Annotated in this window: 15 protein-coding genes; 10 read left to right on the top strand and 5 right to left on the bottom strand. The window is 65.9% G+C overall.

Annotated features, from left to right (window positions below):
* Window positions 1-104 precede the first annotated feature (104 nt).
* Both ACQPYM_RS21550 and ACQPYM_RS21545 read left to right on the top strand, forming a co-directional pair.
* The gene (locus ACQPYM_RS21550) at window positions 105-1,451 is read left to right on the top strand and encodes an acyl-CoA dehydrogenase family protein (protein ID WP_433002508.1); all 1,347 of its coding nucleotides are present in this window, start codon (window positions 105-107) and stop codon (window positions 1,449-1,451) included.
* A gap of 539 nt (window positions 1,452-1,990) precedes the next feature.
* Window positions 1,991-2,815, top strand: coding sequence for an alpha/beta fold hydrolase (locus ACQPYM_RS21545; RefSeq protein WP_433002505.1), 825 nt, complete (start codon window positions 1,991-1,993; stop codon window positions 2,813-2,815).
* Window positions 2,816-3,052: 237 nt separating this feature from the next.
* Here ACQPYM_RS21545 and ACQPYM_RS21540 read toward each other — a convergent pair whose 3' ends face one another.
* Entirely contained in the window at window positions 3,053-3,736 is a 684-nt protein-coding gene (locus tag ACQPYM_RS21540) for a hypothetical protein (protein WP_433002502.1), read from the bottom strand.
* Window positions 3,737-3,948: 212 nt separating this feature from the next.
* On the opposite strand from ACQPYM_RS21540, the gene ACQPYM_RS21535 reads away from it, so the two are divergent.
* Complete coding sequence (locus ACQPYM_RS21535) at window positions 3,949-4,884, top strand: GTP-binding protein LepA (RefSeq protein WP_433002499.1); 936 nt, start codon at window positions 3,949-3,951, stop codon at window positions 4,882-4,884.
* On the opposite strand, the gene ACQPYM_RS21530 is transcribed toward ACQPYM_RS21535, so the two are convergent.
* Window positions 4,848-5,417, bottom strand: coding sequence for a TetR family transcriptional regulator (locus tag ACQPYM_RS21530; protein WP_433002496.1), 570 nt, complete (start codon window positions 5,415-5,417; stop codon window positions 4,848-4,850). The two genes, ACQPYM_RS21535 and ACQPYM_RS21530, sit on opposite strands and share 37 nt — an antisense overlap.
* Window positions 5,418-5,732: 315 nt before the next feature.
* On the opposite strand from ACQPYM_RS21530, the gene ACQPYM_RS21525 reads away from it, so the two are divergent.
* The 5 genes from ACQPYM_RS21525 (at window position 5,733) to ACQPYM_RS21505 (ending at window position 10,564) form a co-directional block, all read left to right on the top strand.
* Window positions 5,733-6,668, top strand: coding sequence for a sensor histidine kinase (locus ACQPYM_RS21525; RefSeq protein WP_433002493.1), 936 nt, complete (start codon window positions 5,733-5,735; stop codon window positions 6,666-6,668).
* A complete protein-coding gene (locus tag ACQPYM_RS21520) occupies window positions 6,665-7,354 on the top strand; it encodes a response regulator (RefSeq protein WP_433002490.1) in 690 nt (229 codons plus the stop codon). Before ACQPYM_RS21525 ends, ACQPYM_RS21520 begins: the two co-directional genes overlap by 4 nt.
* 79 nt (window positions 7,355-7,433) lie before the next feature.
* Entirely contained in the window at window positions 7,434-8,159 is a 726-nt protein-coding gene (locus tag ACQPYM_RS21515; RefSeq protein WP_433002487.1) for a hypothetical protein, read from the top strand.
* A 483-nt stretch (window positions 8,160-8,642) separates the two neighbouring features.
* Entirely contained in the window at window positions 8,643-9,500 is an 858-nt protein-coding gene (locus tag ACQPYM_RS21510) for a pentapeptide repeat-containing protein (protein ID WP_433002484.1), read from the top strand.
* A 206-nt stretch (window positions 9,501-9,706) separates the two neighbouring features.
* Complete coding sequence (locus tag ACQPYM_RS21505) at window positions 9,707-10,564, top strand: hypothetical protein (protein WP_433002481.1); 858 nt, start codon at window positions 9,707-9,709, stop codon at window positions 10,562-10,564.
* Between the two features lie 33 nt (window positions 10,565-10,597).
* Here ACQPYM_RS21505 and ACQPYM_RS21500 read toward each other — a convergent pair whose 3' ends face one another.
* Window positions 10,598-10,996: a hypothetical protein gene (locus ACQPYM_RS21500; protein ID WP_433002478.1), complete on the bottom strand. Its 399-nt coding sequence runs from the start codon at window positions 10,994-10,996 to the stop codon at window positions 10,598-10,600.
* A 35-nt stretch (window positions 10,997-11,031) separates the two neighbouring features.
* Complete coding sequence (locus ACQPYM_RS21495; RefSeq protein ID WP_433002475.1) at window positions 11,032-11,421, bottom strand: RidA family protein; 390 nt, start codon at window positions 11,419-11,421, stop codon at window positions 11,032-11,034.
* 102 nt (window positions 11,422-11,523) lie between these two features.
* On the opposite strand from ACQPYM_RS21495, the gene ACQPYM_RS21490 reads away from it, so the two are divergent.
* Window positions 11,524-12,168, top strand: a complete 645-nt coding sequence (locus tag ACQPYM_RS21490; protein WP_433002472.1) for a winged helix-turn-helix transcriptional regulator — start codon at window positions 11,524-11,526, stop codon at window positions 12,166-12,168.
* Here the strand turns inward: ACQPYM_RS21490 and ACQPYM_RS21485 are convergent, their stop codons facing one another.
* Complete coding sequence (locus ACQPYM_RS21485) at window positions 12,169-12,918, bottom strand: class I SAM-dependent methyltransferase (protein ID WP_433002469.1); 750 nt, start codon at window positions 12,916-12,918, stop codon at window positions 12,169-12,171.
* An 81-nt stretch (window positions 12,919-12,999) separates the two neighbouring features.
* On the opposite strand from ACQPYM_RS21485, the gene ACQPYM_RS21480 reads away from it, so the two are divergent.
* The gene (locus ACQPYM_RS21480; RefSeq protein WP_433002466.1) at window positions 13,000-14,706 is read left to right on the top strand and encodes a GNAT family N-acetyltransferase; all 1,707 of its coding nucleotides are present in this window, start codon (window positions 13,000-13,002) and stop codon (window positions 14,704-14,706) included.
* The last annotated feature ends 4 nt before the right edge of the window (window positions 14,707-14,710 follow it).

The raw sequence follows: 14,710 nt of genomic DNA, 5'->3' as shown, positions 1-14,710 counted from the left end.
GTACCCCTGAGTGCAAACGATAGTTACACTCGTGGGTAACATCATCGTCGTACGGCCGTTTGTCACCGTTGGCTTGTCACCCGTTGTCGGAGGAATCGCAGATCATGACCGAGTCTCCCGCAGTACCGGCTTCCCTTGGATCGGCTCCCGTTGTCTCCGCCGATGTGATGGCGCTGGCCGGCGAACTCGCCGCCGAGCGCTCCAAGCCGGGCTGGAGCACCTTCTCGCTCGGCCTGAACGAGGACCAGCTGGAGCTCCAGAAGTGGGCCCACGACTTCGCCGAGACGGTGATCCGGCCGGCCGCATCCGAGTGGGACGAACGCGAGACGACGCCGTGGCCGGTGATCCAGGAAGCCGCGAAGATCGGCCTGTACGGGCTGGACGCGAGCATCAATCTCTTCATCGACCCGTCCGGCCTGCTGATGCCGGTGGTCCAGGAGGAACTGTTCTGGGGTGACGCCGGCATCGGCATGTCCCTGGTCGGCACCGGCCTGGCCAGCTCCGCGATCTTCTCCAACGGCACCCCCGAGCAGTGGAGCGAGTGGCTGCCCCGCTGCTACGGCACCCCGGACGACGTGGTGGTCGCCGCCTTCTGCTCCTCCGAGCCGGGCGCCGGCTCCGACGTCTCCGCGATCCGCACCCGGGCGACGTACGACGAAAAGACCGACGAGTGGGTCATCAACGGCCAGAAGGCCTGGGCCACCAACGGCGGCATCGCCGACATCCACGTGGTGGTCGCCACGGTCGACCCGTCCCTGGGTACGAAGGGCCAGGCGGCTTTCGTAGTACCGCGCAGTGAAGTGAAGGGCCTGGAGCAGGGCACCAAACTCCGCAAACACGGCCTCCGCGCTTCCCACACGGCCGACGTCTTCTTCGACAACGTCCGCATCCCCGCCGCGAATGTCCTTGGCGGCAAGGAGAAACTCGACGCCCGTCTCGCCAAGGCCCGCGAACCGCAGCCCGGCGACCGAGCCCGCAACGCCTCCATGGCCACCTTCGAGATGACCCGCCACATCGTCGGCGCCCAGGCCATCGGCATCGCCCGCGCGGCGTACGAGTTCGCCCTCGAATACGCCAAGGGCCGCGAACAGTTCGGCCGCCCGATCATCGACAACCAGGGCATCGCCTTCAAACTCGCCGACATGGCCATGGAAATCGACGCCGCCCGCCTCCTGGTCTGGCGCGCCGCCAACATGTCCGCAGCCCTGATGCGCGGCGAAACCCCCAACTACCGCACCGGCGAAGGCTCCATGGCCAAACTCAAGGCCGGCGAGGTAGCAGTAAAGGTCACCGAAGAAGCCATCCAAATCCTCGGCGGTAACGGCTACACCCGCGAATACCCAGTAGAACGCATGCACCGAGACGCCAAAATCTACACAATCTTCGAAGGCACCTCAGAAATCCAACGCCTGGTCATCTCCCGCGCAATCTCGGGCATGCGAATCAGGTAAGAATTTCTTCCCACGCCAGAGCTACGCCCGCTCCTCCGTCGCGTGCTACGCACCGACCCCGCCCACCCCTACCTGCCTAGCGGGCTACCGCCCGCGCCTTGGGCGCTGCCGCGCCCATTCGACTACCCGTGGTCGGCGTGTTCCGCAACTCAACCGCGGTCACGCCGACCGTGTAGTTCACCCTGCCCGCGCTCCGCCCACTCCTAGGTCGCGGGCTACGCACTGGCGCTGTCCACCCGATCCTTCGCAGGGTTCATCTTGACGGCCTCGTCATCGACAGCGATCTCCAGCGCTCCACGCAAGACTAGGTAGCCAAGGTCCATGCGCATCGGCTGGCCACTCTCAGATCTGGCGCCGACGAACTGTGGCACCGCTACAAGTAGTTGTAGGCCCGGTCCAGCCATGGCCGCCAACCACCCTGCGGCCTCAGCACACCTACGCTGAACTCCACGCCTGCGCCGCCGCCGGCATCCACGCCTTCATGCCGCCTACCGCTGACCCGCCGAAATCCCAGCCCCGACCAATCTTGAGAGGGCCGTATGACCTGGTCCGAACGCATCGTGAAGAGTGATGGCGTCCGCATCTCCTGCCGCGACTGGGCAGGGCCCGGACGCCCCGTAGTCCTGCTGCACGGACTGGCTGGCCACGCGGGTGAATGGGACGCCATCGCCGGGCACCTGAGCACCCGGCACCGGGTCGTGGCAGTCGACCAGCGCGGCCACGGTGCCAGCGAACGCCTCCCCAACGACCTGTCCCGCGCCGCCTATGTCGCCGACATCGTCGCCGCACTCGACCAGCTTGACCTGCGGATGCCCGTCCTGATCGGCCAGTCGCTCGGCGGTCACGCTGCCATGCTCACCGCCGCCGCACACCCCGACCTCATCCACGCACTCGTCCTGATCGAAGCTGGACCCGGTGGCCCGAATCCCTCCGTGCAGGAGAAGATCGGCGGATGGCTCGACTCGTGGCCGAACCCCTTTCCATCGCGACAGGCCGCCGTCGACTTCCTCGGCGGCGGGGTAGTCGGCGAAGGCTGGGCAGCCGGGCTTGAGGAGCGTGACGGCGGCTGGTGGCCGCGTTTCGACCGCGACGTCATGGTTGCCTCGCTGGCCGACAACGCCCGGCGCTCCTTCTGGGACGAGTGGACGAAGATCGCATGCCCGACCCTGGTCGTCCTCGGCCAGGCCGGCATCATCGCCCCGCAGGAGATCGACGACATGCTCCGCCTGCGACCGGACACGACAGCCGTGAGCATTCCCGGCGCAGCGCACGACGTCCACCTCGAACGAACCGACGCGCTGCAACGGATACTGCAGGAATTCCTCCGCGACATACCCGAGGAACCCGCCCACAGGCGCGCCTGACCCGGAACGGACTCGGCGCCGGGCAGCAGGCCGAACTCGGCCACAGGAACGTGCGCATCAGGTAACGAGATCCCCGTCGCTAGCAGTGGTCTCGATGGGGTTCGGAGCTAGGCCGGGCGGATGTGGGTTTCGGTTAGGGGCTTTGGGGAGTTGGCGGCGGGACGTGATGGATAGTTTGGTGAAGACTTTTTCTGAGGTTCCGTTCTACGGTGTGGCGGCTTAGGAATAGTTGGGCTGCTATTTCGGGGCTGCTAGTTCGGCTATGTGGGCTTCTAGGGAGGTCAGGGTTTCGGGCGAGTGGGGTGTTCGTTTGGTGATGTTTTCGCCGGTGGCGGCTAGTTCGTGGTGTAGGCGGTCGGCGAAGGCGTGGGAGCCCACGGTGGCGAGGATGTTGTAGGCCGTTCTCAACTGTTCGCGGGCGTCTTGGCGGCGGCCTTCTCGGCGGAGCCATTCGCCGTAGAGGAGGTGGGCGCGGGCCAGTTCGATGCGGAGGCGGGTGCGGCTGAGATGGTCTATGGCTTCTCGATAGGAGGTCTCCGCCGCTGGGCCGGTTGTCAGTAGGGCGGTTGATCGGGCGAGTACGCCGAGTGCCCAGTCGGTGCCGGCTGCTTGCATTAAGCGGGTCAGGCGGGAGCTGGGTGAGGTCGACTTGCTCGCGGGCGATGCTCTCGTGCCGTGCGGTGAGGACGTCCCAGCACTCGAGGTCCCTGAGGTCGATCGCGGTGCGCGTCGTCGGGGCCGGACCGGCCGTGCACGCACTGCCCCGTCGGCCGGGGATTGCCATGCTCGCCGCCCCGGCCATCCGGCTCCGACGTGGGCTGCCCCGAGTACGCCGCCGGCGCCGGCCACTACGGCCACCGGGCGGGGAAGGGCGGCCAGGCCGTCGGCGGCAGGGGCTTCCCGGCGCTCGGTAACCGTCATCGCGCACCTCTCTGGACGGCATCGAAGGTCTGCTTTCACCAGCTGAGACCGTGCGCGGGCGTGGTCTGTGACACCACCGTGCGATGTCACACAGCAGCGCCGGCCGCTGTCTCTTGAGAGTCCGATCACTAAAAGTCAACGCCGGTTGATTTTTGCGGCGGGCGCTTCCTACCGTAGAAGTCAACAGCCATTGACTAAATCCAGAGGTCGTCATGACGCAGCTATCGACCGGCGCAGTACGGCGTTCCGAGCCCCCGCGGGCCACCCAGGAAGGGCTGCGCCGGTTCGTCGAGGGATTTGCCGAGGACCATCCGCCGTTGTCACTGGCTGCCGCGGATCTGACCCTCAACAACCCCGGCGAGGTGCGCCGCCGGTACGGCGCGGTGTTCGGCTACCTGACCCGGGTCGAGTTCGAGGTCGAGCGCAATGTCCTCGAACTGCGCGCCCTGATGCCGGACGCCACCGAGACGGACCGGTTCTTCTACCAGGAGGTCTGGTCGCCCCAGGAACTGCAGCACGGAGTTCTCCTCGACGCGGTGCAGCAGGGACTCGGACTGACGCCGGAACCGGTCGACGTGAGCAAGGTGAGCGCCAAGATCCGGCTGGTGGGAGTGCTTTCACACCTGCCCGGCATGCTCGGTGTCATTCGGCTGCTTTATTACCTGACCGGCGCCGCCACCGAGCGTTCGGCCGTCGTCGCGTACTCGCGTCTGGTCGACGGACTGCGCGCCATGGGCGAGCGCGCTGTCGCCGAGACGATCATCGCCCCGATCAAGCGGCAGGAGCCAGGCCACTTCGCCTTCTACCGGCTGTCGGCCCAGGCGCTGATGGCGGAGGAAGGACTCCAGGCCTGGCAGCTCCAGCTGGCACGAATCCTGCGCCGCCGGTCCTTCCGGCTTGTCGGGGCGAACAACCGCAAGCAGCAGGCCGACTTCGGTGACGTCGCCCGCACCCTCGGCCTGGACCGGGACCTGCTGGAGGTCGCGCGGCAGGTCAGTCTGGTGGAGCGTGAACTGCTGTGGGCTCAGCAGCGAGGCATGGACATCCCCGGCTACATCCTTGCGGCGCTTCGGGAAGCGATCGAGCTGAGCGTCGTACGCGAGGCCGGCGTTCAGTCTGCGACGGTGTCGAGAGTGCCCGACAAGTAACGCTGTAACGATGGCGCCACGTCGGCGACCAGGCCGTCGGGGCTGCGATCGACCACGTCGGGCAGGCGCAGAAGGTAGCGCGTCAGAGCGATCCCCAGTATGTGACTACTGACGAGACCGGCTCGGCGCGTGACCTCGGCATCGGGCGCGACAGTGGCAACCATGACGCGCACCTGTTGTTCGTAAACCTCTCTGAGCCGTGCCGCGGCCGTCTCGTGGGTCGCGGCGGACCGCAGCAGGATCGGCAACGCGGTCTGCTTCCCTTCGCCTTCCCACAACTCGAGGAAGTGGCGCAGCAGAACCTCACCGCGCCGGTCGGCGTCAACGATTCGGAGGTCGGGCAACTGCAGGTCGAGGTCGACGACCGTCGCGAACAACGTCTCCTTGCTGGTGAAGTACCGCAACACCATGGCCGGATCGATCCGCGCCTGAGTGGCGATCGCCCGGACACTCACCCGGTCATACGGACACAAGGCGAACTGCTCTCGCGCAGCCGCAAGAATCGCCGCCCGGGTCCGCTCGGACTTCTTCATCCCCCCACCGTAACAAGAAAGTCAACATCAGTTGACTTCTCTGCCGAATCGGCCGTGCGGGTGATGGTTGGGAGGGGTTGGCTGCGCTAGCTTCGAGGTGTGGTGGCGGTTGAGGGGTCGCGAGCGGGGTTCCGGGTGGGGCGGTTTGCGCCTCCGGTGGGGGATGCGCTGCTTGCGGTGGCGTTTGTGGTGTTTGTGGTTGTTGAGTCGGTGGCTAGTAGTACGGCGCGGTCTCCCGTGGTGCATGGGTTGATTGCTGTGCCGGCTATGGCTGCGTTGGCTTGGCGGCGGCGGTGGCCTATTGGGGTTGCTGCGGTGGTGATCGGTAGCAATCTGGCGATCAATCCGCAGGGGGAGTTCTCCACTTTGCTGGCGTTGGTGTTGGTGTCGTTCACGGTGGGGGCTGAGCTTGCGGCGCCGCGTAGTTATGTGGGGATCGCCGTGCTGGGAGTTCCGTTCCTCGCGGGGATGGTCATTGAAGGGCTTGAGCCGAGTGATGTGGCTGCGGCGATTGTGTTTCTGGGTGGGCCGTTCGCGGTGGGGGTCGGGCTTCGCCAGCGGTCGGCCCGGCTGGCTGAGGTGATCGCTCGGGCCGAACGGTTGGAGCGGGAGCAGCAGGCTCGGGCTGCGGCCGCGGTGGCGGAGGAGCGGGCCAGGATCGCTCGGGAGCTCCACGACATCGTGTCGCACTCGATCAGTGTTGTTGCGATCCAGACCCAGGCGGTACGCCGGCGCCTTGGGCCGGAGCAGCGCCGGGAGGCGGCTGACCTGGCTGCGGTCGAGACGACCGCGCGGCAGGCGTTGGCGGAGATGCGGCGGTTGTTCGGCGTACTGCGAAAGGACGGCGACTCGCCCTCACTGGCGCCCCAACCGGGACTCGGTGAACTCGATCGGCTGGTGGAGCAGGTCCGATCGGCGGGTCTGCAGGTTGAGGTGTGTGTCGAGGGCGAACGGGTCGACTTGCCACCCGGGATGGACCTCGCGGCGTACCGCATCGTGCAGGAGGGCCTGACCAACGCATTGAGGCACGCACAGGCGAGCAATGCCGGCGTACGGCTCGTTTACGGCGAAACCACACTGACTGTCACGGTCACCGACGACGGTCGGGGCGCCCAGGAGGTTGCCGGCGGCCACGGTCTGGTCGGAGTACGGGAACGGGTTGCCCTGTACGGCGGTTCGGTGGTGACCGGGCCTGGGCCGGACGGCGGCTTCCGGCTCGAGGCGACGCTGCCAATGCGGGAGCGGCTGTGATCAGCATCGTGGTGGCTGACGACCAGGGGATGGTGCGCGCCGGCTTCCGGTCGCTGCTCGAGGATGTGCCGGACCTGCGTGTGGTGGGCGAGGCATCGGACGGTGAGCAGGCGATGGAGGCGGTCCGGCGGCTCCGGCCTGATGTGACGCTGATGGACATCCGGATGCCGGTCCTGGACGGCATCGCGGCCACCCGCCGCCTGGTCGGCGAGGGTACGCCGTCGCGCATCCTCGTACTGACCACCTTCGATCTTGACGAGTACGTCTTCGAGGCGCTGCGGGCCGGGGCGTCCGGCTTCCTGCTCAAGGATGCGCCGGCCGAGGAACTGGTGGCCGCGATCCGGGTGGTGGCGTCCGGTGACGCACTGCTGGCGCCGGGAGTCACCCGGCGCGTGATCGACGCGTTCGTCCGGCTGCCGGCGCCGCGGCCCGCATCCTCCGATCCGTTGCTGTCTGCGCTGACACCCCGAGAGCGCGAGGTGCTGGCACTGCTGGGGCGCGGTCTGTCGAACGCCGGTATCGCCAGTCAGCTGTTCGTGTCCGACGCGACAGCGAAGACTCATGTCAGCAACGTGCTCGGCAAGTTGGGACTGCGCGACCGCGTGCACGCGGTGATCTACGCCTACGAACATGGCGTCGTCGTCGCGGGCGACCCGACGATCGACGGACCTCCGTCGCGCGGCTGAGACCAAGCTCGGTCGCGCGGCCGATGTGGCGGACCGGGGTTGAGCGCACGGTGGAGGTATCGCCAAGGAGGTTGATCCCATGCATTCCCAGTCCACCGATGCCGATTCCGCGACCTCGACGGTCGCCGCCAAGAGTTCCGCAGTACAAGCTTCTTCCACTCGCCGCCGGGGTGTCGCGTCCGGCCGGGCGGCCCGCCGCTGGTTCCTCGTCACGGCTCCCGTCCTCGCCGGTCTGTTCGTGACCATGGGAGCGCTCGGAGACCCGGCCGTCGGTCAGGACGGCCGGGTGCTCTACGAGGCGTACGCCGCCAATCCCGACCCGCTGCAGTTCAAGTCGGTCGGCTTCCACTTCGGGTATGCCTTCTGGATCGTGCCCGCGATCCTGCTCGCCGGCTATGTGCGGGATCGCGGTATCTGGATCGCCAACGTCGCCGCCTTCCTGGGTTGGCTCGGCATCTCGACGTTGCCCGGGTTGCTGATGATCGACCACTACGACTCGGCGATCGGCCAGGTCGCGGGAGTCGAGACCACGCTGCGGGTGCAGGAAGTGATGGAAACGATGTGGGGCGTACCGGTCATCGTGACGCCAGGGATCGTCGGCTTCGTGTTCGCACTGCCGCTAGCCGCCGTCGCCGCCTGGCGAGCTGGCCTGGTGAAGTGGTGGGCCCCGCTGGCGGTGATCTGCGGCTTCCTCGCCTTCACGCTGTCAGGCGTAGCACCGTGGGGGACAGCCATCACGACGGCGTTCTTCACCCTCTTCGCCTACAGCCTGTGGCGCGGCACCCGTCCTCTGCCACGCGCGTAGGGGCGGGTTAGTCCATGGCGGTTGCTTCGATTGCGACCAGTAGGTCGGGGCCGGCCAGGGCGGTCACGCCTAGGACGGTGGTGGCGAAGGGGTGCCGACGAAGCGGTCTTGTTATCGGGGGAAGTGCTGTAGTACGACGTTGACGTCGGTGGAGTAGAGGTTGATCCGTACTACGTTCATCAGGGTCATGTGGGCCTCGTTGAGGACAGTTTCGAATGTCGGCGGCACCTTGAGGCTCAGGCATCCAGGCCGCGCCTCGATGCCGTCTTGAGGTAGGCACCGCGCCTCTCGTCACTGCGGACGTTGATCGCGGTGATTGTCTATCCGCCGAATGAGGCCCAGACTGCGAACTGGGGGTGGAGAGCAATGAGTGCGCATATTGCTGGGCGGCGGGGGAAACGAGACGCGCCTGGGGGCAAGGTCGAGTCGGGGCGCCATAGTCTCTGGCCCGTCCGAGCTGCGGTGGTCGGTGCGATCGCAACCATGATGGCTACAATCGGCAGTTTGTACTTCTCTGGCCAGGCAGTTCGCCAGTCGACGGAACAAGCGCGCCAGGCTCAGGTCGCGCAAACTTCCGAGCGGTTCTCACGATCCGTCGAGCAACTCGGGTCTGACTCGATGGCCGTGCGAGTCGGCAGTGTGTACTCGTTTGCCCGGCTCATGCGCGACTCGCCGGACGACCAGGAAGCCATCGTCAGAATTCTGAGCGGTTTGGTGCGGGTTCAGACTGCGCAAGTCAGTCATCCGGCCAGACCGAAGCGTCAAGCGGCACCCGCTGACGTCCGCGCTGCGTTGGGGGTGCTGGCGGACCAGCCCGAACCTCGACCGGTCGGGGTCTTCGGCATCCTTCCGACGATGCTTCTTGACGGCGTCGACTTCTCGGGTTTCGAACTCGCGTACATGCCCCTACGTGATGCGCAGCTTCAAGGCGCCAACCTGTCGGGGGCGAATCTGCAGCGCGCAGCCTTGTCGAGTGTGACCTTCACTGGTGCCGATCTGAGCGGTGCCGATCTGCGCGAAGCTGGCCTGTCCGGAGCGTCACTTCGGGGTGCCAGCCTGAAAGGCGCAGACCTGAGTGGTGCCTCCCTTAGGGACGTGTACGCGAAAGAAGCCAATCTGACCGGAGCAAACTTGAGTGGCGCGATCTTGATCGACGGCGACCTGACGGGGGCAAACTTCACCGGCGCCGTGATGACACGCGCCCACCTGACTGGCGCGGACCTGACAGGTGCGGATTTGACCAGGGCCGTAGATATAGCTCATGCCGTCTGCTCGCCTCAGACGATCTGGCCCCAAAGCATCCCGCCGGCGCAGAGGCCGCTGTGCACGGCGACCGGCTGAGCGTTGAGCTGTCACGGCACTTTCAGTCTCTGATGGAGATGGATGGTTAGGTACTCGCGTTCATTCCTGACAGCGGAGCCGGACTCGATGTCTCAGCTTGGGAGACCTCATCCAGCGTCTTTGGGTCGATTCGAATGAGCCCGTCCGCCGTTCCGCAACGGTATGGCAGACTCCGCATCTGAATCTCTAGATAGGCAGGGACTGCGGTGGATACATCGCTCTTCGAGACCATCTTGAATAAGGCTGCCGCCGACACAAGAGCTCGCATCATCGGCGATCGGCGACTTGGACTTGAGCCGCACGAGGAGACACTCACACAAAACCTCGTATCCTTCATCTCGCGTTCAGTTCATGAGCTCGAGCTTCCGGTGGCGATGGTGGAAATCGATCGCAGGTCGGAGTCGAGGCTGTACGGCGCAGATATCGCGCTCTGGATCAGAGGAAGGTCCGGTGGGCTGATGGGTCTGCACCTTCAAGCGAAGCGCCAGTACTTGGACGACACCTACCACGGCATCGGCTATGTACCAGCCAACGGCGTAAAGCAGATCGATCGACTGATCGGCGGTGCCCAGGCAAGCGGGGCGGGAGCGGGATACGTCTTCTACAACGGCCTACGCGGCGATCAGCCCACCGGATCCGCATGCTGCATAGCTGATTATTCACCGACCCGTAACGGCATCACCGTCGCGACGGCAAGCGATGTCAAAGAGGCAGCTGGGGAGGAGGCAGTAACCCCGAGGCAGGAGGTCGAAGAATTTTGCACGCCGGTGGCGTGTCTTGCGCGATGCGTCAAGGCGACGAGTGGCGCCGAAGACGACGACGACCCGGCCATGGCCCTCGCTTCGTGGTGGGCCGTACGCGAGGGCTCCGCACCCGTTGATCTACTTGACGTGTCCGCGGCGCCTTCGTACCTGGAGATTCCGCTTCGGCAACTCGACATTCCTTTCGAAGTTGACGCGCTGAACCGAGAGCGCCCCGCGTGGGATGCAGACGAAAGGGTCTTGGGGCTCATGGAAAGCCCAACCTTTTCCCAAGTCACCTTGATCGACGCTCAAGGCGCGTAACTGGCGTCCCCCACCCCGCCCAGGAGTCTGCGGTTAGCTGTAGGCCTGGTGTTGGGCTTCGACGCGTTGCTGGTCTTCTGCGAGTACGACGCCGTCTACGGCGACCAGATCTAGCGAGTGTTCGTGGAGGAACGTGATGAACCACGGAAGTCCGTAGGCTTTGGCCACCGCTGTGTTGAGCTTCTGGAGCATTGTGCGTTTGGTGTCGGCGTCGACGCCTTCGGGGACGTGGGCAACGAAAGCAGGCCTGGCTGGTTCTGAGCCGAGGAGGCCGTTCTGGCTGACGCTGTCCAGTGGCCACTCGCGGAGGAAGATCCGGGTGTCGTCTGGGAACGGGTAGGCCTCGCGGATGGCTTCGTAAATCGCCTTGACGAGTTCTTCCTTGGTGTTGAGGTCGGCGCCGGTGGGGACGTCGAGGTAGCCGATGGGCATGGTCTTTCTCCTTGGTTTGTGGGTGATGAGAGGGCTTAGTCCATTGCGGTTGCTTCGATTGCTACGAGGAGGTCCGGGCCGGCGAGGGATTCGACTCCGAGGACGGTGGTGGCGAATCGCTGACCGTTGAAGCGTTTGGTCACCAAGGGGAAGTGCTCCAGGAGGGCGTTGACGTCGGTGGCGTAGAAGTTGAGCCGTACTACGTTGGCGAGGGTCATGTCGGCATCGCCCAGGACTGTTTCGAGGTTGTTGAGGGCGTGCTCTAGTTGGGCGGCCAGGTCGCCGGGGTGCAGGGAGTTGCCTTGGGCATCGACTGCGTCTTGGGCGCTGCAGATGAGTTCTCGGCGGTGGCCCTCGATGAGCTGGGCCTGGTCGAAGCCGAGTTCGATCGAGAACGGCCAGGGGTTGATGGCGGTGCGATTCATGATCGTCCTTCGCGGAGGTGTGCTTGCTTTTGGGAAGTAACTAGTAGAGCAGAGCTAGTGATCACTAGTCAAGAGCGAGTCCCCAGGGCTATAGTCGGAATCATGGCTACGACTCGCCGGTATGGCGACGGATGTGCGATCGCGACTGCGCTCGACCAGGTGGGGGAGCGGTGGGCGCTACTTGTCGTGCGCGAGCTCCTGCTTGGGGCCAAGCGGTTCACGGATCTGCAAGAGGGGCTGCCGAACGCGGGGCCGAAGATCCTTGCGCAGCGGCTGCGGGAATTAGATGCCGCTGGCATCGTGGTACGCCGCACTCTGCCGCCGCCCGCGGCATCCCAGGTCTACGAGCTGACCGAGCGAGGCGCTCAACTGGAGGACGTCGTGGTCGCGCTCGGGCGATGGGGAGCGGGCGGGACCGAGTCAGAGGATCCTGTGAGTGCGGATTCGGCCATGATCAGGTTGCGGAGTCTGTTTGTTCCGCAGTCGCTGCAGCCGTGGACTGCGACGTACGAGATGCGGCTGGGCCGGCATCGCTTCACCGTCCAGGTCACCGACGGTGAGCTTGTCGAAATGAGCCGCGGGGAGCCGCGCGCCAGGGTCGACGTGGTTATTGAGTCCGACGCCGACACGCTGGCCCGCGTCGTCGGCGACGGGCCGGCGCTGCCCAAGGCGATCAAAGACGGCCGACTCACCATCAGCGGGGACAATGTCGCCGGCAAACGCCTCTTCAGGGCCGCCCAGAGCTAGTCAGCGGATTGCAGCGACCACGTGGTGGTCGGCGGATTGATACAGAGGGCCTATCTCAGCGAAGCCGGCAGCCGCCAAGGCATTCATCAAAGTTGGCAACGTCACCTCGGACTCCGGCTCGGTGAGGTCAGCTAGGGCTGAGGCTCGTTGGGTGAGCAGGTCTTTGAAGGCTGGTTCGGTGTGAGCTGATTGCCACCACTCGGTCCAAGTCTCGGCGTTGGCGGGTGCGCCGCCGCCGTCCCAGAGGTGTTGACGGAGGTCCACGGCCAGGCGGTCCAGTTGGGGGCGCTGGCTGGGGTCCAGGCGGAGGGTGTCGGCGATGACCAGGACGCCGCCGGGGCGTAGGTGGGATGCCAGGGTGGCTAGCAGAGGGTCCAGCTGGCTTGGGTTGAGGTAGTGGATTGCGCTCACCGAGGTGATGGCGTCAAAAGTGCCTTCGCCGAGCCAGCCTTCCTCGCAGTAGTTGGCTTGGATGTAGGTGGCGGAATCGGGATGGGCCTGGCGGGCCAGTTCGAGGAGGAACGGGTCGAGGTCTACGCCGGTGAGGTCGGCGGTCGGGAAGCGGTGGCGGGCTCGGCCGAGCAATGAGCCGGGGCCGCAGCCGAGGTCGAGCAGGCGCGGCATCGGGCCCGCCAGGCGTTCGACGATGTCCAGAATCAGCCGCAGGGTGTGTTCGCGGTCCGGGAGGTAGTTGCTCTGCTGGGCGTCCCAGCGCTGGAGCCAGGCCTGCCAGTCGACTGTGACCGTCATCTGTCCGTCCTCGGGTCGGGGATGGTGCGATACTATCGACAATGATTCTCAGGTTCATTAGGCGAGTGGGAGTGGTTGTCGATGGTGGTTGAGCCGGTACCGGTGACGGTGCTGTCCGGGTTCTTGGGGGCGGGCAAGACCACGCTGCTGAACCACGTGCTCGCCAACCGGGAGAACCGGCGGGTCGCGGTGATCGTCAACGACATGAGCGAGGTGAACATCGATGCCGCGCTGATCGCCGGGCAGGGGCGGCTGGACCGGACCGAGGAACGGCTGGTCGAGCTGACCAACGGCTGCATCTGCTGCACCCTGCGCGAGGATCTGCTCGCCAGCGTTGCCGAGCTGGCCGCCGATGGGCGGTTCGACTCGATACTGATCGAGTCGACCGGGATCTCGGAGCCCATGCCGGTGGCCGCGACCTTCGAGTGGGAGTTCGAGGACGGCACCAGCCTGTCCGACCGGGCCCGGCTAGACACGATGGTGACCGTCGTCGACGCCAGCGGGTTCCTCCGCGAACTGGCCGTCGGCGATCGACTGGCCGAGCGAGGGCTGGCCACGGCCGAGGAGGACGAGCGCAGCATCTCGGACCTGCTCGTCGATCAGGTCGAGTTCGCCGACGTACTCGTCATCAGCAAGGCCGACCTGGTCTCGTCCGACGAACTCGGCCGGCTCGAGGGCGTACTGCGCAGGTTCAACCCCACGGCCCGCCTGATCTACGGCCGGTACGGCGAAATCCCGATCGGCGAGGTGCTCGACACGCATCGTTACAACCCGGTGATGGCCGCACAGTCACCCGGCTGGCTCGCCGAGCTGGAAGGCGGCCACACGCCCGAGACCGAGGAGTACGGCATTCGGTCGGTCACCTACCGATCGCCGCGGCCGTTCCATCCGGCCCGTCTCATGAAGGCCCTCGCGGACTGGGAAGGAGTACTGCGCAGCAAGGGTTTCTGCTGGATCGCCAGCCGCCCGGACGTGCTGGCGGTCTGGTCGCAGGCAGGGCCGAACCTCAGCATCGAGCCGGGGCAGAAGTTGCTCACCCCGGACGAAGCGCCCGGTCAGGAGCTCGTGTTCATCGGGGTCGACCTCGATCTGGACGAGCCGCGCCGGCGACTCGACCCTGCCTTGCTGACCGACGAGGAGCTCGCCCTCGGAGCAGCCGGCTGGGCGAAGTTCGAAGACCCCCTCCCGGACTGGGATCTGGGCGAACTCGACCACGATCACTCCCACGACGCGTACCGCGGCCCTGGCGACCGGTCCGGTGTCTCGGTCCGAGCCCTCGACCGCCAAGACTTCGGCCAGGACCCAGCCGGTACTGCGTTGCTTGCCCTGGTCGAGCGCATCCAGCAGCAGCCGCCGTACTCGTACCGGCCCGGCGAGATCCGGCCGGCCACCAACTGGTTCCCGGCGCTGCTGGCGACCTCACGCCTCGCCTTGGTCGCAACCACCAACGAGCATCCGGTCGGGTACTGCGTCAGTCTGCCCATCACCGCGTACGGAAAGCTGGACGACCTGATCCCGCAACTCCAAGTGGACCCGGCGACCACGGAGTACTTGGCCGAGTTGGGAGTTGATCAATCCATCCGGCGACAAGGAGTGGCCTCCGCACTCCTGGACCGGATGCACCATGGCCTTCCCCCGTCGACGACCGCGGTCGTTGTCCGCACACTGGCCACCAATGAACCCGCGATCGCCTTCTACCGACTGCACGGCTACGAGCTCATCGACGGCGTGACGCAACTGTGGAACGGCCGTGAGCGGATCTTCCTGGTACGCCGGCTGGCCCACTGACTGA

The sequence above is a fragment of the Kribbella sp. CA-294648 genome (assembly GCF_050943845.1).
GTDB lineage: Bacteria > Actinomycetota > Actinomycetes > Propionibacteriales > Kribbellaceae > Kribbella.
The sequence above is the reverse complement of the archived record's forward strand: the minus strand, read 5'-3'. Positions and strand labels throughout refer to the sequence as shown.